This is a genomic window from Planktomarina temperata RCA23 (assembly GCF_000738435.1).
Classification (GTDB): Bacteria; Pseudomonadota; Alphaproteobacteria; order Rhodobacterales; family Rhodobacteraceae; genus Planktomarina; species Planktomarina temperata.
In genome coordinates, this window is the sequence record NZ_CP003984.1 from 500,032 (window position 1) to 515,321 (window position 15,290).

Genomic DNA, 15,290 nt, shown 5'->3' on the forward strand with positions numbered 1-15,290 from the left:
TGAATGGGCAATTGGGTAGCTCAGCAGATGGGACACCCTTCCCCAACGAAGGGCGCATATCTGAGAGGATAGCATTGATGGCTATTGAACATCCGGCATCGCGGCCGGCTAATCCGCGTTTTTCTTCTGGCCCTTGCGCCAAACCCCCCACATGGACCCAGAGCGCTTTGAGTGATGCTTGGCTTGGCCGTTCGCATCGCGCAGCAGGCGGCAAGGCAAAATTGGCTGAGGCCATAGAGCAAACCCGCCGCGTTCTAAAAATCCCGGCAGATTATAAAATCGGCATCGTACCGGCCTCCGATACTGGCGCTTTTGAGATGGCCATGTGGTCTTTGCTGGGCGAACGCCCGGCGCAGATGGTGGCCTGGGAAAGCTTTGGCGCTGGCTGGGTCAGCGATGTTGTGAAACAGTTGAAGATCGAGGCCTCCGAACATATCGCGCCCTATGGCGAAATTTTCGACATGGCGGCGCTGAATTATGACAATGACGTTTGCTTCACTTGGAACGGCACGACCTCCGGCGTGTGTATGCCTGATGGCTCTGCTATTGCGGCCGATCGCGCGGGTTTGACACTTTGCGACGCAACCTCTGCGGCCTTTGCCGTGGACCTGCCTTGGGACAAACTTGATGTGACAACCTTCAGCTGGCAAAAAGTGCTCGGCGGGGAAGCGGCGCATGGGGTGCTTATTCTCTCACCCCGTGCGGTGGAGCGGCTGGAAAGCTACACCCCGGCCTGGCCCATGCCGAAAATTTTTCGCCTCACCAAGGGCGGCAAGCTGATCGAAGGCATTTTCCGAGGCGAGACGATCAACACCCCGTCGATGCTCTGCGTTGAGGATTATTTGTTTGCGTTGGATTGGGCTGAAAGCCTTGGTGGTCTCGCAGGGTTGATCGCCCGCGCGCAGGCCAATGCCAAAGCGGTTGGGGATTTTTGCGACACCCGGGATTGGATTGACAATCTTGCTGTGGATCCGGCGACGCGCTCGGTCACCTCAGTGTGTTTGAAATTCACCGATCCGCGCATTCAAGATCCGGCAGGTTTTGCCAAAGCGGTCGCCAAACGCCTAGAGGCGGAGGGCGCGGCCCTGGATATCGGTGCCTATCGCGACGCGCCAGCAGGCCTACGCATTTGGTGCGGGGCGACGGTTGAAACGGCAGATGTCCTGGCGATGTTGCCCTGGCTGGAATGGGCTTACCGCTGCGAGCTTGACGCAGAATAATTTTTAGGTGGGGCTAGCCCCACTTTCTTCCCTCATAAAATAAGGAGCGCCGATATGGCCCCGAAAGTACTCGTATCTGACAAACTCTCTGAAACTGCTGTTCAAATCTTCCGCGATCGTGGCATTGAGGTGGATTTTGATCCCAGCATTGGCAAGGACAAAGACAAATTGCTCTCTGTCATTGATCAATATGATGGCTTGGCCATTCGTTCTGCGACCAAGGCCACAGAAAAAATTATCAATGCGGCCAGCAATCTAAAGGTGATTGGCCGGGCTGGCATCGGTGTGGATAATATCGACCGGGCCGCTGCCTCCAAAAAAGGTGTGATCGTGATGAACACGCCCTTTGGCAATATGATCACCACCGCAGAACACGCCATTGCGATGATGTTCGCTGTGGCGCGGCAAATTCCTGAGGCCAGCGCCTCTACCCACGCGGGGAAATGGGAAAAATCCAAATTCATGGGGGTAGAGCTTACGGGCAAGACCCTTGGCGTGATTGGCGCGGGTAATATTGGCGGCATCGTCTGTGAGCGTGCCTTGGGCCTCAAGATGAAGGTTGTGGCCTATGATCCCTTCCTCTCCCAAGAGCGGGCCGAAAAATTGGGCGTGCAAAAAGTGGACCTGGACGAGCTTTTGGCGCGGGCCGATTTCATCACATTGCATGTGCCCAAAACCGAGCAGACCAGCAATATTTTGAATGCTGAGGCGATTGCCAAGATGAAACCCGGTGTGCGGGTCATCAACTGCGCCCGTGGTGGTTTGGTCGATGAGGTCGCTTTGGCCGAGGCGCTGAAATCGGGTCATGTGGCCGGGGCAGCCTTCGATGTGTTCGAAGTGGAGCCGGCAACAGACAGCCCTTTGTTCAACTTGCCCAATGTGGTTTGCACCCCCCATTTGGGCGCTGCCACAACGGAAGCGCAGGAAAACGTGGCCGTGCAAGTGGCTGAACAAATGTCTGACTATCTGCTGACGGGCGCTGTGACCAATGCGCTGAATATGCCATCGGTGACAGCTGAAGAGGCTAAGACCATGGGGCCATGGTTGGCATTGGCTGGGCATTTGGGGGCCTTTATCGGGCAAATGACCTCCGAGCCCATTAAGGCGATTAATATTTTATATGATGGCACGGTCGCTTCGATGAATCTCGCAGCGCTCAACTGCGGCGTTGTGGCCGGGATCATGAAAGCGGGTAATCCTGATGTGAATATGGTGAGCGCTCCAGTGATTGCAGAAGAGCGCGGCATTAAGATCAGCACGACCAATCAAAATAAATCTGGTGTCTTTGATGCCTACATTAAAGTCACAGTGGTTACCCAAACCCGGGAACGCTCTGTCGCGGGCACAGTGTTCAGCGATGGCAAGCCGCGCTTTATCCAGATCAAGGGCATCAATGTAGATGCGGAAATTGGGCGTCACATGCTCTATACCACCAATAATGACGTGCCGGGCATTATCGGTGTATTGGGCTCGACCATGGGGAAAAATGAAGTGAATATTGCGAATTTTACATTGGGGCGCGCAGCGGAAGGTGGGCAGGCGATTGCCTTGCTGTATGTGGATGCGCCGGTCTCTGATCTGGTATTGGCCGATTTGCAGGCGACTGGAAAATTCAACCAAGTCAGTCGTTTAGAGTTTGATGTCTCATGACGGCGCTCTATGCGATTGGTGACATCCATGGCCAATTGGCCGGGCTGACCCAAGCGATTGAATGGATTGAAAAAGATGGTGGGCCCGAGGCCCCCATCGTCTTTCTTGGCGATTATATCGATCGGGGGCCTGACAGTCGTGGCGTTTTGGATTTTTTGATCCAGGGCCGCGATGCGGGGCGCAATTGGACATTTTTAAAGGGCAATCATGACCGGATGTTTGAGTGGTTTTTGCAAACTCCAAGCCGGGCAGATCCGCATCTGTTTACCGATTTGAGTTGGCTGCATGAGCGATTGGGCGGGCAAGACACGCTGCGCTCTTACGGTCTGGATTTCAGCGCGCGCCGGCGGCTCTCCGCGGTGCATGACGAGGCGTTGCGCGCGGTGCCAAAGGCGCACCTTGATTTTCTTGAGGGGTGCCCTTTGACCTTTGAGACAGAGGATTTGTTCTTTTGTCACGCAGGTATCCGCCCCGGTGTCGCATTGTGCGATCAGAATGAAGAAGATCTTTTGTGGATTCGCGAAGAGTTCCTGGATTTTGACGGTCGGCATCCAAAGATTATCGTGCATGGCCATTCGCCGATCGAGCGGGCCTGCCATTATGGCAACAGAGTCAATCTCGACAGCGGCGCCGGTTATGGCCATCCACTTACGGCTGCGGTCTTTGAAGAGCTGAGGTGCAGCATTTTGACCGCGCAGGGCCGGCGCAAAATATCTATGGCTGCATAGATCCGCCGCCTTTACGGTAGATGCTCTTTAAATGCGGCGAGCACGGAGCGGTAGACATCGCGCTTGAAAGACACAATCGCCTCGGGCAGATCGGCGGGGGCGATCCATTTCCAGGCGGAGAATTCAGGCTCATCTGTGTCAATATTCACATCTGAATCTTCGCCTAGAAAACGCATCAAAAACCATTTTTGTTCCTGGCCGCGGTATTTGCCGCCCCAAAGCTGTGGGATCAAATCCGCGGGCAGCTCATAGGGAATCCAGCCCGGGGTTTCTGCAAGGATTTGCACTTTTTGCGCTGGAACGCCGGTTTCTTCTTCCAGTTCACGCAGGGCAGCCACCCGGGCATCCTCGCCCGGATCAATGCCCCCCTGGGGCATTTGCCAAGCCTCAGAATAATGCTCGAGCCTTTGGGCGACAAAGACCAGGCCCGCCCGATTGATGAGCATGACGCCAACATTGGGTCTATAGGGCAGCTGTTCAATATCAGAGTGGCGCATCTGCTATTGTGCCGGTTGGATGGCCGATAGGCCTTTGAGCAGATCGATCGCATAGGACAGCTGGAAATCTTCATCGCGCAGCTTCGCGGCCTCCTCGGCGCGGGCGCGCTCTTGCTCAATTTGATCGCGGTCCGCGTCTGACAGGCTGTCGTTGTCGAGTGACCCGCGCAAATCAGCTTCAGTGCGCGTGCTGCCTTCGTCCTCAGCGGCTTCATCCTCGGTGCTGTTGGGGTCTTTGCGGGGCTGCTGGACAATGATGTCGGGCGAGACTCCAAGCGCTTGGATGGACCGGCCTGATGGGGTGTAGTAGCGCGCAGTGGTCAAGCGCATCGCCCCATCGCCGGCCACGGGCATGATGGTCTGAACAGAGCCCTTTCCAAAGCTCTTGGTGCCCACAACAATCGCCCGGCGGTGATCTTGCAATGCGCCTGCGACAATTTCAGAGGCAGAGGCCGAGCCGCCATTGATCAAAACCACAATCGGTTTTCCTTGGGCCAAATCGCCGGCCCGCGCATTCCAACGGTCGCCATCTTCGGGCGCGCGTCCACGGGTTGAAACGATCTCACCCTTTTCAAGAAACGCATCCGAGACTTTGATCGCTTGGTTCAGCAATCCGCCGGGATTATTGCGTAGATCAATGACAAAGCCGTTGATATTCTCAATACCGCCTGCCGCCTCAATTTGCTTGGCGATTCCGTCTTCAAGATTTGGGTAGGTTTGGTCATTAAATGTGCTGACCCGCATCACAATGGACTGGCCAATTGTCTTGTCACGCACGGCGGTCAGTTTGATGGTGTCGCGGATGATTTTGATGTCAAAAGGCTCAGATTCACTTTCGCGCACCACGGTGATCACGATTTCCGAACCGACCGGACCGCGCATCAATTGCACCGCCTCATCCAATGTCAGGCCCAAAAGACTCTCCCCGTCCACATGGGTGATGAAATCGCCAGGTTCGACCCCAGCCTCGGCCGCGGGGGTGTCATCAATTGGGGTGATGACTTTTACAAACCCATCCTCTTGGGTCACCTCAATCCCCAGCCCACCAAAGGCGCCCCGGGTTTGAATGCGCATATCGCTGGCATCATCGGGCGAGAGGTAGCTTGAATGTGGATCCAAAGAGGTCAGCATGCCATTGATTGCCGCTTCAATCAGCTTCTTGTCATCCACTTCTTCCACATATTCCGCGCGGATGCGGTCAAAAATATCACCAAAAAGCTCAAGCTGTTTATAGGTTTCTGCTTGGTCGGTTTCCTTGGCCAAAAGCGGTCCAGCCAATTGCGGGGCGACCACCACCCCGAGGAGCCCGCCGAGCATCGCTGCAATCAAAAACTTTTTCATGTTACAATCCTTTTTGCATAGGGGCACTGCACCCTGCGCCACCCGACTTGCGTCTTTGCCTATATAAAGCCTGTCTTGCCCCGGCTTTCCAGCCCCTACTGCGCCAATCGCGCGCCGAAACCCGTTATTCTCGGCCCAAGATGGCAGCTCGGCGCGTCTATGGGCAGATATAGGCGAGAATGGGCGAGATTTTGCCGTTAGGGGTGGGTGATCAAAGAGTGACCTGTCATTTCTTCAGGTTTGGGCAGATCCATCAGCTTAAGAACCGTGGGTGCGAGATCGGCCAATCGGCCGACGCGCAATCGGCAACCCTGCGGCAAGCCCACCCCGATGACCGGCACCAGATTTGTCGTATGGGCCGTATGTGGCCCGCCGGTGATGGGATCAATCATCATCTCGCAATTGCCGTGATCGGCGGTGACAATCATCTTGCCACCGCAGCGCTCCAATGCCTCCACCACCTGGCCAAGTCCGTGATCCACCGCTTCGCAAGCGGCGATGGCCGCCGCTAAGTCGCCCGTATGCCCAACCATATCAGGATTGGCATAATTGGTGATGATCAGATCATAGCCTTGCTCAATGGCGGCAACAAAGCGCTTTGTGACCTCTGCGGCTGACATTTCAGGTTGCATATCATAGGTGGCGACCTTGGGTGAGCTGGGCATGAAACGATCCTCGCCAGCGGCGGGCACTTCCAGACCGCCATTCATGAAAAATGTCACATGGGGATATTTTTCTGTCTCCGCGAGGCGAAATTGGCGCTTGCCATGGTGCGCCACCCAGGCGCCCAGCGTGTTGGGGATATCGCGCTTTGGGAAGGCGGCTGTGAGATAGGTGTCATGGTCATCGGAATAAGACACCATCCCCATTTGTGCGCTTAATGTGACCCGGGGCGCTGTGTCAAATGCGTCAAAATTGGGTTGGCAAAGGGCGGCTAGAATTTCACGCGCCCGGTCGGCGCGGAAATTTAGGCAAAATAGGCCATCTTGCGGCCGCAGTCCCGCGTAATCGCCAATCACGCTGGCGGGGATGAACTCATCGGTCTGGCCCTCCGCATAGGCGCGGGCAATCATCTCTTGGGCGGTGGCAGCTTTGACGCCTGTGCCATGGGCGATGGCGTTATAGGCGGTTTGCACCCGCTCCCAACGGTTATCGCGGTCCAAAGCATAGTAGCGGCCAATGACTGTGCCAATCTGCGCGCCCTGTGGCAGCTGCTCTTGCAGGCTGGCGAAATAGCCCGGAGCTGAGCTGGGGCCGACATCGCGCCCGTCGGCAATGGCATGGATGAGGACGGGAATGCCCATGTCACAAAGTAACCTGCTGGCGGCCAGAAGATGGTCAAGATGCCCATGCACCCCGCCGTCGGAAATCACCCCCATGAGATGCGCCGCGCCACCGCTGGCCTTGAGTTTGGCGGCAAAGTCCAAAATAGCAGGGTTTTGGAAGAAAGTTTTGTCCTCAATCGCCAGATCAATCTGCCCCAAATCCATAGCCACCACCCGGCCTGCTCCAATATTGGTATGGCCAACTTCGGAATTGCCCATCTGTCCGCTGGGCAGACCGGCATCAGGCCCATGGGTGATTAAACGCGCATTTGGGCAGCGCGCCATGAGGCGATCAAAATTTGGCGTATGCGCCAGGGCAGGGGCATTGCCTTCCTTGGTGTCGCTCAAACCCCATCCATCCAAAATGCAAAGTACCACGGGTTTGGTCATGACAATCTCCTTTTCGACGCGCCTCTGTTTACCTGATCGCTGGCGGTATTCCACCGTTTTTGCACAGGCCCTTCTGGGCAGGACTCGACTCTGAGATAGGCTTTGGCATATAGAACATATAGTGAACAAAGTCTGCGGTTATGTCACATCGACGTGTTTTATCATTATGGTTTCCTCGGATGGGTGCAGAGCGGCTGTTGCGACAGGCCCGTATGACGCAAGAGTTGCCTTTTGCCGTGGTGCAAGATCGTGGGCAGATGCAGGTGATCTCCTCCCTGTCACAAATGGCGGAGGAGCGGGGGCTGCGCTTGGATCAACCCTTGCGCGACGCTATGGCCATGTGCCCCGATCTTATCACACGGCTTCGAAATCCTCAGAGTGAAGCGCGGTTTTTAAACAGTCTGCGCCGCTGGGCCTCTAAGTTTTCGCCCTGGGTGGCGGAAGAACCGCCTCATTCTTTGGTCATTGATTTGACGGGTTGTGCACATTTATTTGGGGGTGAGGAAGGGGTTATCGAGCAGGTGGAGCAAGATTGCCTGGATCTTGGCCTTTCTGTGCATATCGGCCTGGCGGATACAAAAGGCGCCGCATGGGCCTTGGCGCGCTATGCAGGTCAGCCCTTGGGGGTGAGCCGCACGGGCGATGCGATTGATCAGGAGGCCCCAGCCACCCGGTCGCGCGCTGTCAAACGCCGCAATTGGGAGCGTGGAGGCGCCGCGCCGCAGCTGCGCAGCAATCGAGGCGCATCGGGCCGTATTGCCCAGCCTGGCTTGACGCGCCAAGCCCTTGCGCCTTTGCCTGTGGCAGCTCTGCGATTGGAGGGGCATGTTGTTACAGCGCTCAGCAGGCTTGGGCTTCGGCGGGTGGAAGATTTGATGGCTCAGCCCCGCGCCGCCCTTGCACGGCGGTTTGGCAAGGGGACGGTCTATCGGATGGATCAAGCCTTGGGCGTGGCCCCCGAACCCATTAGCCCGGCGAAACAAGCGCCACATTTCGCCTGCCGTTTGAGCCTGCCGGAGCCAATTGGTCTGGCTGAAGATCTGTTGGCCGCTTTGGACAAGCTGCTGCCGCGCTTGGCGGTGCGTTTGAACGAGAAAGGTCAGGGTGTACGGCGATTGCGACTGGAAGCCTATCGCACAGATCAAACCATGCAATCGCTTGAGGTGGGATTGGCCCGACCTTCCGCCGATATTGCGCGAATGCGGCCACTTTTGGCATCAAAATTAGGGGATATCAAAGCAGAATTTGGCATTGATGTGCTGCGCTTGGTCGCGGCGCAAACAGAGCCAATCCATGCCCATCAGCACAAAGGGCATATTGATGCTGGTCAAGCGGTTGCGGCGCGCGTGTTGGAAAATACCAAGCTGGATGATTTGATTGGCACATTGGGTGCCCGCATCGGACTGGAGGCCCTGACCCGCTTACATCCCGGTGACAGCCATATACCGGAAAAAGCCGCGCAGGTGCAGGCCGCTGCCTGGTCAGTGCCACATTTGCACTGGCCGGCCCCGCCGCGCGCGCGACCTTTGGTGCATTTTTCACCAGAGGCCCTGCAGACCCATAGCGAGGCGGCATTGCCACTGACATTCAAATGGCGCGGTCAGCTTCATGAGGTGCACAGCGCTCAGGGGCCAGAGCGGATTGCCCCGGAGTGGTGGCTGGCTGAAAGAGCCTGGCGCAGCGGGACGCGTGATTATTGGCAAGTGGTCACCAAAACCGGAGACCGGTTTTGGCTTTATTTCGCCCATGGTGGTGCCATCTCGGGCGGGTGGTTTTGCCAGGGCCGCTTTGCTTAGGACAAAGCAGCCCTGACGTTGGAAGCAAGCAAACGAAAGATCAGCATCGCGTATCCGAGTGGGGGCAGGAATGACACTTAAAGCCAATCTCCCGTTTGCTTGACGCCCATATTGCAAGTTACAAAGGCCATGTGATGACCTGAAACGGAAAGTTGCGGGACCATTTCAGGGCAGGAATACGACAGGGTTGATTATTGGTGAATTCGGCGCAACTCTACGCTCATGAATGTTGTAAATATTAGATCTGAGTCTCTGCGGAAAATTCCCGAAAAAATTGCCTTTCATCGGTTGGAATTGGCTCCCATCCTTACGCTATATGGGCGTATGGTCGCTGCGGGCGAATGGCGTGACTATGGTATTTCTTGCCTGCGCGATGTGGCTGTCTTTTCGATTTTCAAGCGTACAGCGGAAAACCCGCTCTACCGCATCGAAAAACGCCCCAAGCTGCGCACCAAACAGGGCATGTATGCTTTGATCGGGGCGCAGGGGCAAATTCTCAAACGCGGCCATGATCTCGGATCTGTTTTGGGGGTCTTGGAGCGGCGGTTGATCCGGGCGGTTGATTAGGGGCTTGCACTTTGGGTCAGTTGCGAGCGTTGAAGCATGGGCCCATCCCCGGCCGCCTCTATGCGGGCCATTGCAACGTCAATCGCTTCAATGCCAACGGCCATTGCATGCGCATTGGCGTGGATCAGATGGGTGGCGCTGAGGGTCAAAGCCACATGGCCGGGCCAGAAAATCAATTGCCCAGGCGCCCAATCCCCCTCGGTTGCAGGAAAAAATTTCTGTTGTGGGCCTGAATCTCCTGGACAAGCGCGCCCCGTGGCATGGCAGGCGGCCTGTATCAGACCCGAACAATCAATGCCTGCCGCTGAATTGCCTCCCCATAAATAGGGGCAGCCAAGGAACATCTTGGCCACCTCTCGCGGATCGGTCAGAAAATCGCCCGTTGCGCGCAAATGTTGGCGGGGGATGAAGCCGGCGGGGGTTTGATAAAAATTGCCGTGCTCTGCGCTCACTGTCACCCGCGCGCCGAAGGGCAGGGGGATCTGATCGTGTGATTTAAGATTGGGTGCCGCATAGGCATGGGTGGATAAGGCACTCACCCAATGTGTTGCGGGTGTGTAGGGGGCTAAATCTGCGGTTTTTATATAGCCTTGATAGCCGTCTTTCGTCGCCTTGCCAAAACACCAGTCGCCCGCGCGCTCTAAGATCGTAAAGCCATCGCCAAACAGCAATTGACGGTCGCGTGGTCCTTGCGGCTTGCGGCACAGATCGCTGAGGCTTTGGATGATTTGAGACTGCGCGCTCATAGATTCAAAATGCGCGGCAAGGCGTGAAACAAGGCGCGCGTGCCCTGACCCACGCCGCCTTTGGGGCGGGCTGGGGCGGCGCTGGGCTGCCAACCATAGCAATCAAAATGCACAAACTTTTGGGTTTGGGTGACAAAGCGCTGTAGAAAAAGCGCAGCAGTAATGGCACCGGCAAAACCACCGGCAGGGGCATTGTCCAAATCTGCAATGCCGGGCTCAATCATGGCCTCATAGGGCGCATGCAAGGGCAATTGCCATACTGGATCGTTAACCTCAGCGGCGGCGGTTGCGATCTCATGGCTCAAGCCATTATCCTGCGTGAAATAGGGTGCAATGTCAGGCCCCACCGCGACCCGCGCAGCACCGGTCAGTGTTGCCATGCAAATCATCACGTCACAGGGGCTTTCATCGGCTAAGGTGAGGGCATCGGCGAGCACCAACCGGCCCTCGGCATCGGTATTGTTGATCTCGACCGTCAGACCCTTACGGCTCTTCAGAATGTCTTGCGGACGGAAGGCCGAACCACCGATTGCATTTTCAACGGCGGGCACCAGAACCCTTAGCCTCACTGGCATATTGCTGGCCATAATCATTTTGGCCAGCCCCAGAACATGCGCTGCCCCGCCCATATCTTTTTTCATCAACCCCATAGAGGCGCCGGGTTTGAGGTTCAGGCCACCTGTGTCGAAACACACGCCCTTGCCCACCAAAGTGAGCCGCGGACCTGCCGTGCCCCAGCACAGATCAATGAGACGTGGCGCCCGCGGCGAGGCGCGGCCCACCGTGTGAATCAGGGGGAAGTTTTGCGCGAGCAGCTCTGCACCCGTCACGACTGATATATCTGCCGCATAAGTTTTGGCCAAGTCGCGGGCCGCCGCTTCAAGCTCTGCCGGGCCCATGTCGTTGGACGGTGTGTTGACCAAATCTCGGGTGAGAAATTCACCGGAAACAATCGCCTCAATTTTTTCAGCATCTACTCCTTCTGGGCAGATCAACTCGGCTTTTGGGGCGGCATTGGCGGCATAGCGATCGTATCGATATTTGCCCAAAGCAAAGGCCAAAGCGAAGTCCCTGGTTCGGTCTTGATCGCTCTCGACCAGGTCAAACACCTGTGCCGGCATTGTGGACAATCCGGCAACCACACCGAAGCGTTTGCGTTTGCGCTCTGTGGTATCGCCATAGCCAATGGCCAGCCGCACCGGCAGACCCTGCTCATTGAGGCACAAGATCTGGCCCAATTTACCCGACCAATTTTGGGTTTTGGCGGCGTTTTGCGCCGCGACGCCCCTTGCGGCCAGCCAGTTCTCCGCCTCCGCGCGGGCAATGAGGTGCAAGGGTACGGCGTTGGGTGTGGGTGCGGCAAAACTCGCTGACATGGCAGATCCCTCGAATGGCTTTATCATAGGTAAACATTGCCCTGTGGCGAATGCAATGCGGCGCGGTCTTTGGCGGGCAAAAACCTGCGTGGATCCGTGAATGCGGGGGGCTGACTAAAGCTGTCTGTTCTTTTGGTCCTGTATCGCCCAAAGCGATGCCAGGCACATGTCGCCCAGCCGCACCAACCGCGCCACCGCGGCGGCCAGAGCGGGATCATCGGATGCTGCGGTTAACGCACGCACATTATGGGCGGCATTGGTCAACCCGCCCAGTCCAATTTGATGTCCGATGCTCATCAAAGCATCAACGGCCTTGCGTACGGCAGAGCGATTGTTTTGCTTGCCGGCGCATTCCAGAACGGAAAGGCGGATGGCGAATTCATCTAAGGCGCCGTTAATAATTGCTTTCGCCCGTTGGGGCTCAAACTCACAATAGATCTCGTCAATTTTGCTGCTGCAAAAGGGAAGATGTTCGTCATGTAAAAGCATGCTAATTTGAGCCATGAACTCACCTATTTACTACGCCCCCACAGCTGGCTGCTTTTTGCCCAAAAAAGTTTACCAAACTCTAAGCCAAAATGAGGATTACCTCTCGAGTTTTTTGTAACTATTTGGTAAGTTCAATTCAATATTTATGTATAAGGGGGTGCCGATGGTCTACGTGAAACCGCTGCCAAACTATTTAATTCAACGTTATCATGGCTGGAAAGCGACGACGTTTGAAGACAATCATGCTTGGTATCGCCGATTGGCCAGTGAAGGGCAGCGCCCGCGCGCCATGGTCATTTCATGCTGTGACAGTCGCGTTCATGTGACGGCGATTTTTGGTGCAGAGCAGGGGGAGTTTTTCATTCATCGCAATATCGCCAATCTGGTGCCGGCCTATCTTCCGGATGGCGAGCCGCATGGCACCTCTGCTGCGGTTGAATATGCGGTCACCGCGTTAAAAGTATCTCATATTATCGTCTTGGGTCATTCCAGCTGTGGCGGGGTGCGGGGCTGTCACGATATGTGCACCGGACATGCGCCAGATTTGGAAAAAAGCAGCAGCTTTGTTGGCCGCTGGATGGATATTTTGCGCCCAGGCTATGAACGGGTCAAAGATATCAAGGATGAGGCGGCGCGTGTGGCGCGATTGGAACGTGAGGCTGTTTTGGTTTCCGTTGAAAACCTCATGACCTTCCCATTTGTGAAAGCCGCAGTCGAAAAGAACGAGCTGACCCTGCATGGCCTGTGGACGGACATCGCCGAGGGTTCTTTGGAGCAGTTTGATTCAAACTTGAAGGATTTTGTGCGGATTTAGAGCCGGTTCAACCGGCAATACCAAGAGCCAATGAAAAGGCCCCGCATTTTAGCGAGGCCTTTTCATTCCATATTCAGGATTTTAGCCCTTTTTCAGGACTTTATTGCCCAGGACTTCCGCGATTTGAACGGCATTCAACGCCGCCCCCTTGCGCAGATTGTCGGACACGCACCACAGGTTGATGCCATTGTCGACCGTGACATCTTGCCGAATGCGGCTGATGAATGTGGCGTAATCGCCGACGCATTCCACTGGGCTGACATAGCCGCCATCTTCGCGCTTATCGATCACCATAATGCCAGGTGACTCGCGCAGGATATCGCGGGCTTCATCCTCATCGAGGAAGTCTTCAAACTCGATATTGATCGATTCGGAATGGCCCACGAAAACTGGCACGCGCACACAGGTGGCGGTAACCTTGATCGCGGGGTCGAGAATCTTTTTGGTCTCTGCGACCATTTTCCATTCCTCTTTCGTGTCGCCGCTGTCGAGGAAAACATCAATATGCGGGATCACGTTAAAGGCGATTTGCTTGGTAAACTTGGTGGGTGGTTTGTTGTCTACCGGGTTGTAAATCGATTTGGTTTGATCCCAAAGTTCATCAATCCCTTCTTTGCCTGCGCCCGAAACGGATTGATAGGTGCTGACCACCACCCGTTTGATCTTCGCGCGATCATGCAAGGGTTTGAGCGCCACAACCATCTGCGCGGTTGAACAATTGGGATTGGCGATGATGTTCTTTTTGTGGCATTCGAAAATTGCATCGGCATTCACCTCTGGCACGATCAAAGGCACATCCGGATCGTAGCGGTAAAGGCTCGAATTATCGATCACAATACAGCCCGCCGCCGCCGCTTTCGGGGCATATTCTTTGGTGGCTTCAGAGCCCACCGCAAAGAGCGCCATATCCCAACCGGCGAAATCAAAACTCGCCAGATCGGTGGTTTTCAAAGTTTTGTCGCCAAAGCTCACTTCCGTGCCGAGGGATTTACGGCTGGCCAGAACAGCAATTTCCGCGATTGGAAATTCACGTTCGTCCAAAATGTTCAGCATTTCACGGCCCACATTTCCAGTAGCGCCGACAACAACAACTTTATAAGACATAGGTCTCTTCCTTGTTTCAAAGACGGGCTTGTGTATCGCGCCAGGTCTCCAATGGAAAGAGGCAGCTAGTCAGTTCTATCCTGTGAGAAGATATAAATTATCAATCCCAGCAGTAATGTCACACAAAATACCAAAATGACCGCGTTATATGAGACAATCGGCGCCTGACTTTGTGTTATCTTGGCATCAAAAACCCGCGCAGTGACATTTTGCATGATGCCAACGCCTCCGATTCCAAACAGGTTGATCAAAGTCACGCCGCGCCCCATCAGATGATCTGGGAAAAAACTGCGGCCATGGGCGACCAAAATCGGGAATGAAGCACCGAAAAAACCAATTCCGGCCATCAGGGCGGCGGTGCTCCAGAACCCCGCGTCGCCATAGAGATAAAGGGCAAAGCACAACAGGCCGCCGATGAGATTGCCTGTGAAAATCACCCATTTACGCGTTCCCAATAAGCGGTCAAGCGGACCATAGCAAAAAGTGCCGGCAATCATCGCCAGAGCCATCAGCGTGGTCACTGTGCCAACCTGGGCTGTGGAGGCGCCGAATACATCGGTGAAATAGGGACCCACCCAAAGGCCGCGCAACCCGGCAGAGGGGGCATAGCTGACAAGCACCAGCGGCAAGATGAGCCAGATGGCGCGCATCCGGAGCAGGTCGAGCAAGCTGCCCTTTTCATCGGTTACAACCTTTGGTGGATCCTTGACGATCACGTAGCATAGGGCGGCAATTGCAAGGGTGATGAGCGCGATGATGACGATCGACAAGCGCCAACCTAGGACGTCAACAAGCAGCGTGAGCGGGAAGGCTGCGCCGATATTGCCGACCGAGCCGATACCCAAGATGAAGGCGGCCATCGTGGCGAAGGCCGCGGCAAGAAAACTGCGGGCGATCACATAGTATGCGGCCATTAAAACCGATGAGCAACCGATGCCGATCATCGTCATCGCGGCGGAAATATGCCACGGTTCGGTTGCGGCTGCGAAAACCAAAGCGCCGCCACCGGCTCCCAGAGCGAGAAGCGCGGCATTGGTCCGCCGTGGACCCAAAGTGTCCAAGGCCCAGCCGACGGGTAATTGCATCAGAGCGAAGGTTAAAAACCAATAGCCAGAGGCCGCCGAGAGCTGCGCAGCGGTGGCGCCAATATCTGCCTGCAAGGGGGCTGCCAAAACGGCCAGAAATGCCCGATAAAATTGGGACAAGACATAGGCAAAAGTCAAAATTATCAATGTCGCGCGCATGGC

14 protein-coding genes are annotated in these 15,290 nt (G+C 55.7%); 6 read left to right on the top strand and 8 right to left on the bottom strand.

Annotation, left to right across the window (positions count from 1 at the left end; translation table 11 throughout):
* Positions 1 to 77 precede the first annotated feature (77 nt).
* The 3 genes from RCA23_RS02390 to RCA23_RS02400 are packed head-to-tail and all read left to right on the top strand — an operon-like array spanning position 78 to position 3,598.
* Positions 78 to 1,220 carry a phosphoserine transaminase gene (locus RCA23_RS02390; protein WP_044048885.1) on the top strand — a complete coding sequence of 381 codons (1,143 nt, stop codon included), beginning with the start codon at positions 78 to 80 and terminating at the stop codon, positions 1,218 to 1,220.
* A gap of 54 nt (positions 1,221 to 1,274) precedes the next feature.
* Positions 1,275 to 2,870, top strand: coding sequence for a phosphoglycerate dehydrogenase (gene serA / locus RCA23_RS02395; RefSeq protein WP_044048886.1), 1,596 nt, complete (start codon positions 1,275 to 1,277; stop codon positions 2,868 to 2,870).
* A complete protein-coding gene (locus RCA23_RS02400) occupies positions 2,867 to 3,598 on the top strand; it encodes a metallophosphoesterase family protein (RefSeq protein WP_044048887.1) in 732 nt (243 codons plus the stop codon). Before serA ends, RCA23_RS02400 begins: the two co-directional genes overlap by 4 nt.
* Positions 3,599 to 3,609: 11 nt before the next feature.
* Here the strand turns inward: RCA23_RS02400 and RCA23_RS02405 are convergent, their stop codons facing one another.
* The 3 genes from RCA23_RS02405 to gpmI all read right to left on the bottom strand — a co-directional run bounded on the left by RCA23_RS02405 (position 3,610) and on the right by gpmI (position 7,151).
* On the bottom strand, positions 3,610 to 4,095 hold the full coding sequence (locus RCA23_RS02405) for an RNA pyrophosphohydrolase (RefSeq protein WP_044048888.1): 486 nt from the start codon (positions 4,093 to 4,095) through the stop codon (positions 3,610 to 3,612).
* A 3-nt stretch (positions 4,096 to 4,098) separates the two neighbouring features.
* Positions 4,099 to 5,436, bottom strand: coding sequence for a S41 family peptidase (locus RCA23_RS02410; protein ID WP_044048889.1), 1,338 nt, complete (start codon positions 5,434 to 5,436; stop codon positions 4,099 to 4,101).
* 197 nt (positions 5,437 to 5,633) lie between these two features.
* Entirely contained in the window at positions 5,634 to 7,151 is a 1,518-nt protein-coding gene (gene gpmI / locus RCA23_RS02415; protein ID WP_044048890.1) for a 2,3-bisphosphoglycerate-independent phosphoglycerate mutase, read from the bottom strand.
* 212 nt (positions 7,152 to 7,363) lie between these two features.
* Between gpmI and RCA23_RS02420 the strand changes: the two genes are divergently transcribed.
* Both RCA23_RS02420 and RCA23_RS02425 read left to right on the top strand, forming a co-directional pair.
* The gene (locus RCA23_RS02420; protein WP_347721371.1) at positions 7,364 to 8,947 is read left to right on the top strand and encodes a Y-family DNA polymerase; all 1,584 of its coding nucleotides are present in this window, start codon (positions 7,364 to 7,366) and stop codon (positions 8,945 to 8,947) included.
* Positions 8,948 to 9,169: 222 nt separating this feature from the next.
* Positions 9,170 to 9,514: a DUF2794 domain-containing protein gene (locus RCA23_RS02425; RefSeq protein WP_044048892.1), complete on the top strand. Its 345-nt coding sequence runs from the start codon at positions 9,170 to 9,172 to the stop codon at positions 9,512 to 9,514.
* On the opposite strand, the gene RCA23_RS02430 is transcribed toward RCA23_RS02425, so the two are convergent.
* From RCA23_RS02430 to RCA23_RS02440, 3 genes are all read right to left on the bottom strand, one after another.
* On the bottom strand, positions 9,511 to 10,260 hold the full coding sequence (locus RCA23_RS02430; protein ID WP_044048893.1) for a C40 family peptidase: 750 nt from the start codon (positions 10,258 to 10,260) through the stop codon (positions 9,511 to 9,513). The two genes, RCA23_RS02425 and RCA23_RS02430, sit on opposite strands and share 4 nt — an antisense overlap.
* A complete protein-coding gene (locus RCA23_RS02435) occupies positions 10,257 to 11,636 on the bottom strand; it encodes a leucyl aminopeptidase family protein (protein ID WP_044051203.1) in 1,380 nt (459 codons plus the stop codon). Before RCA23_RS02435 ends, RCA23_RS02430 begins: the two co-directional genes overlap by 4 nt.
* 114 nt (positions 11,637 to 11,750) lie before the next feature.
* The gene (locus RCA23_RS02440) at positions 11,751 to 12,140 is read right to left on the bottom strand and encodes a hypothetical protein (protein ID WP_044048894.1); all 390 of its coding nucleotides are present in this window, start codon (positions 12,138 to 12,140) and stop codon (positions 11,751 to 11,753) included.
* A 148-nt stretch (positions 12,141 to 12,288) separates the two neighbouring features.
* On the opposite strand from RCA23_RS02440, the gene RCA23_RS02445 reads away from it, so the two are divergent.
* On the top strand, positions 12,289 to 12,939 hold the full coding sequence (locus RCA23_RS02445) for a carbonic anhydrase (protein ID WP_044048895.1): 651 nt from the start codon (positions 12,289 to 12,291) through the stop codon (positions 12,937 to 12,939).
* Between the two features lie 81 nt (positions 12,940 to 13,020).
* On the opposite strand, the gene RCA23_RS02450 is transcribed toward RCA23_RS02445, so the two are convergent.
* Together RCA23_RS02450 and RCA23_RS02455 are read right to left on the bottom strand one after the other, a co-directional pair.
* Entirely contained in the window at positions 13,021 to 14,043 is a 1,023-nt protein-coding gene (locus tag RCA23_RS02450) for an aspartate-semialdehyde dehydrogenase (RefSeq protein ID WP_044048896.1), read from the bottom strand.
* Positions 14,044 to 14,108: 65 nt separating this feature from the next.
* Positions 14,109 to 15,287 carry an MFS transporter gene (locus tag RCA23_RS02455; RefSeq protein WP_044048897.1) on the bottom strand — a complete coding sequence of 393 codons (1,179 nt, stop codon included), beginning with the start codon at positions 15,285 to 15,287 and terminating at the stop codon, positions 14,109 to 14,111.
* Positions 15,288 to 15,290 lie beyond the last annotated feature (3 nt).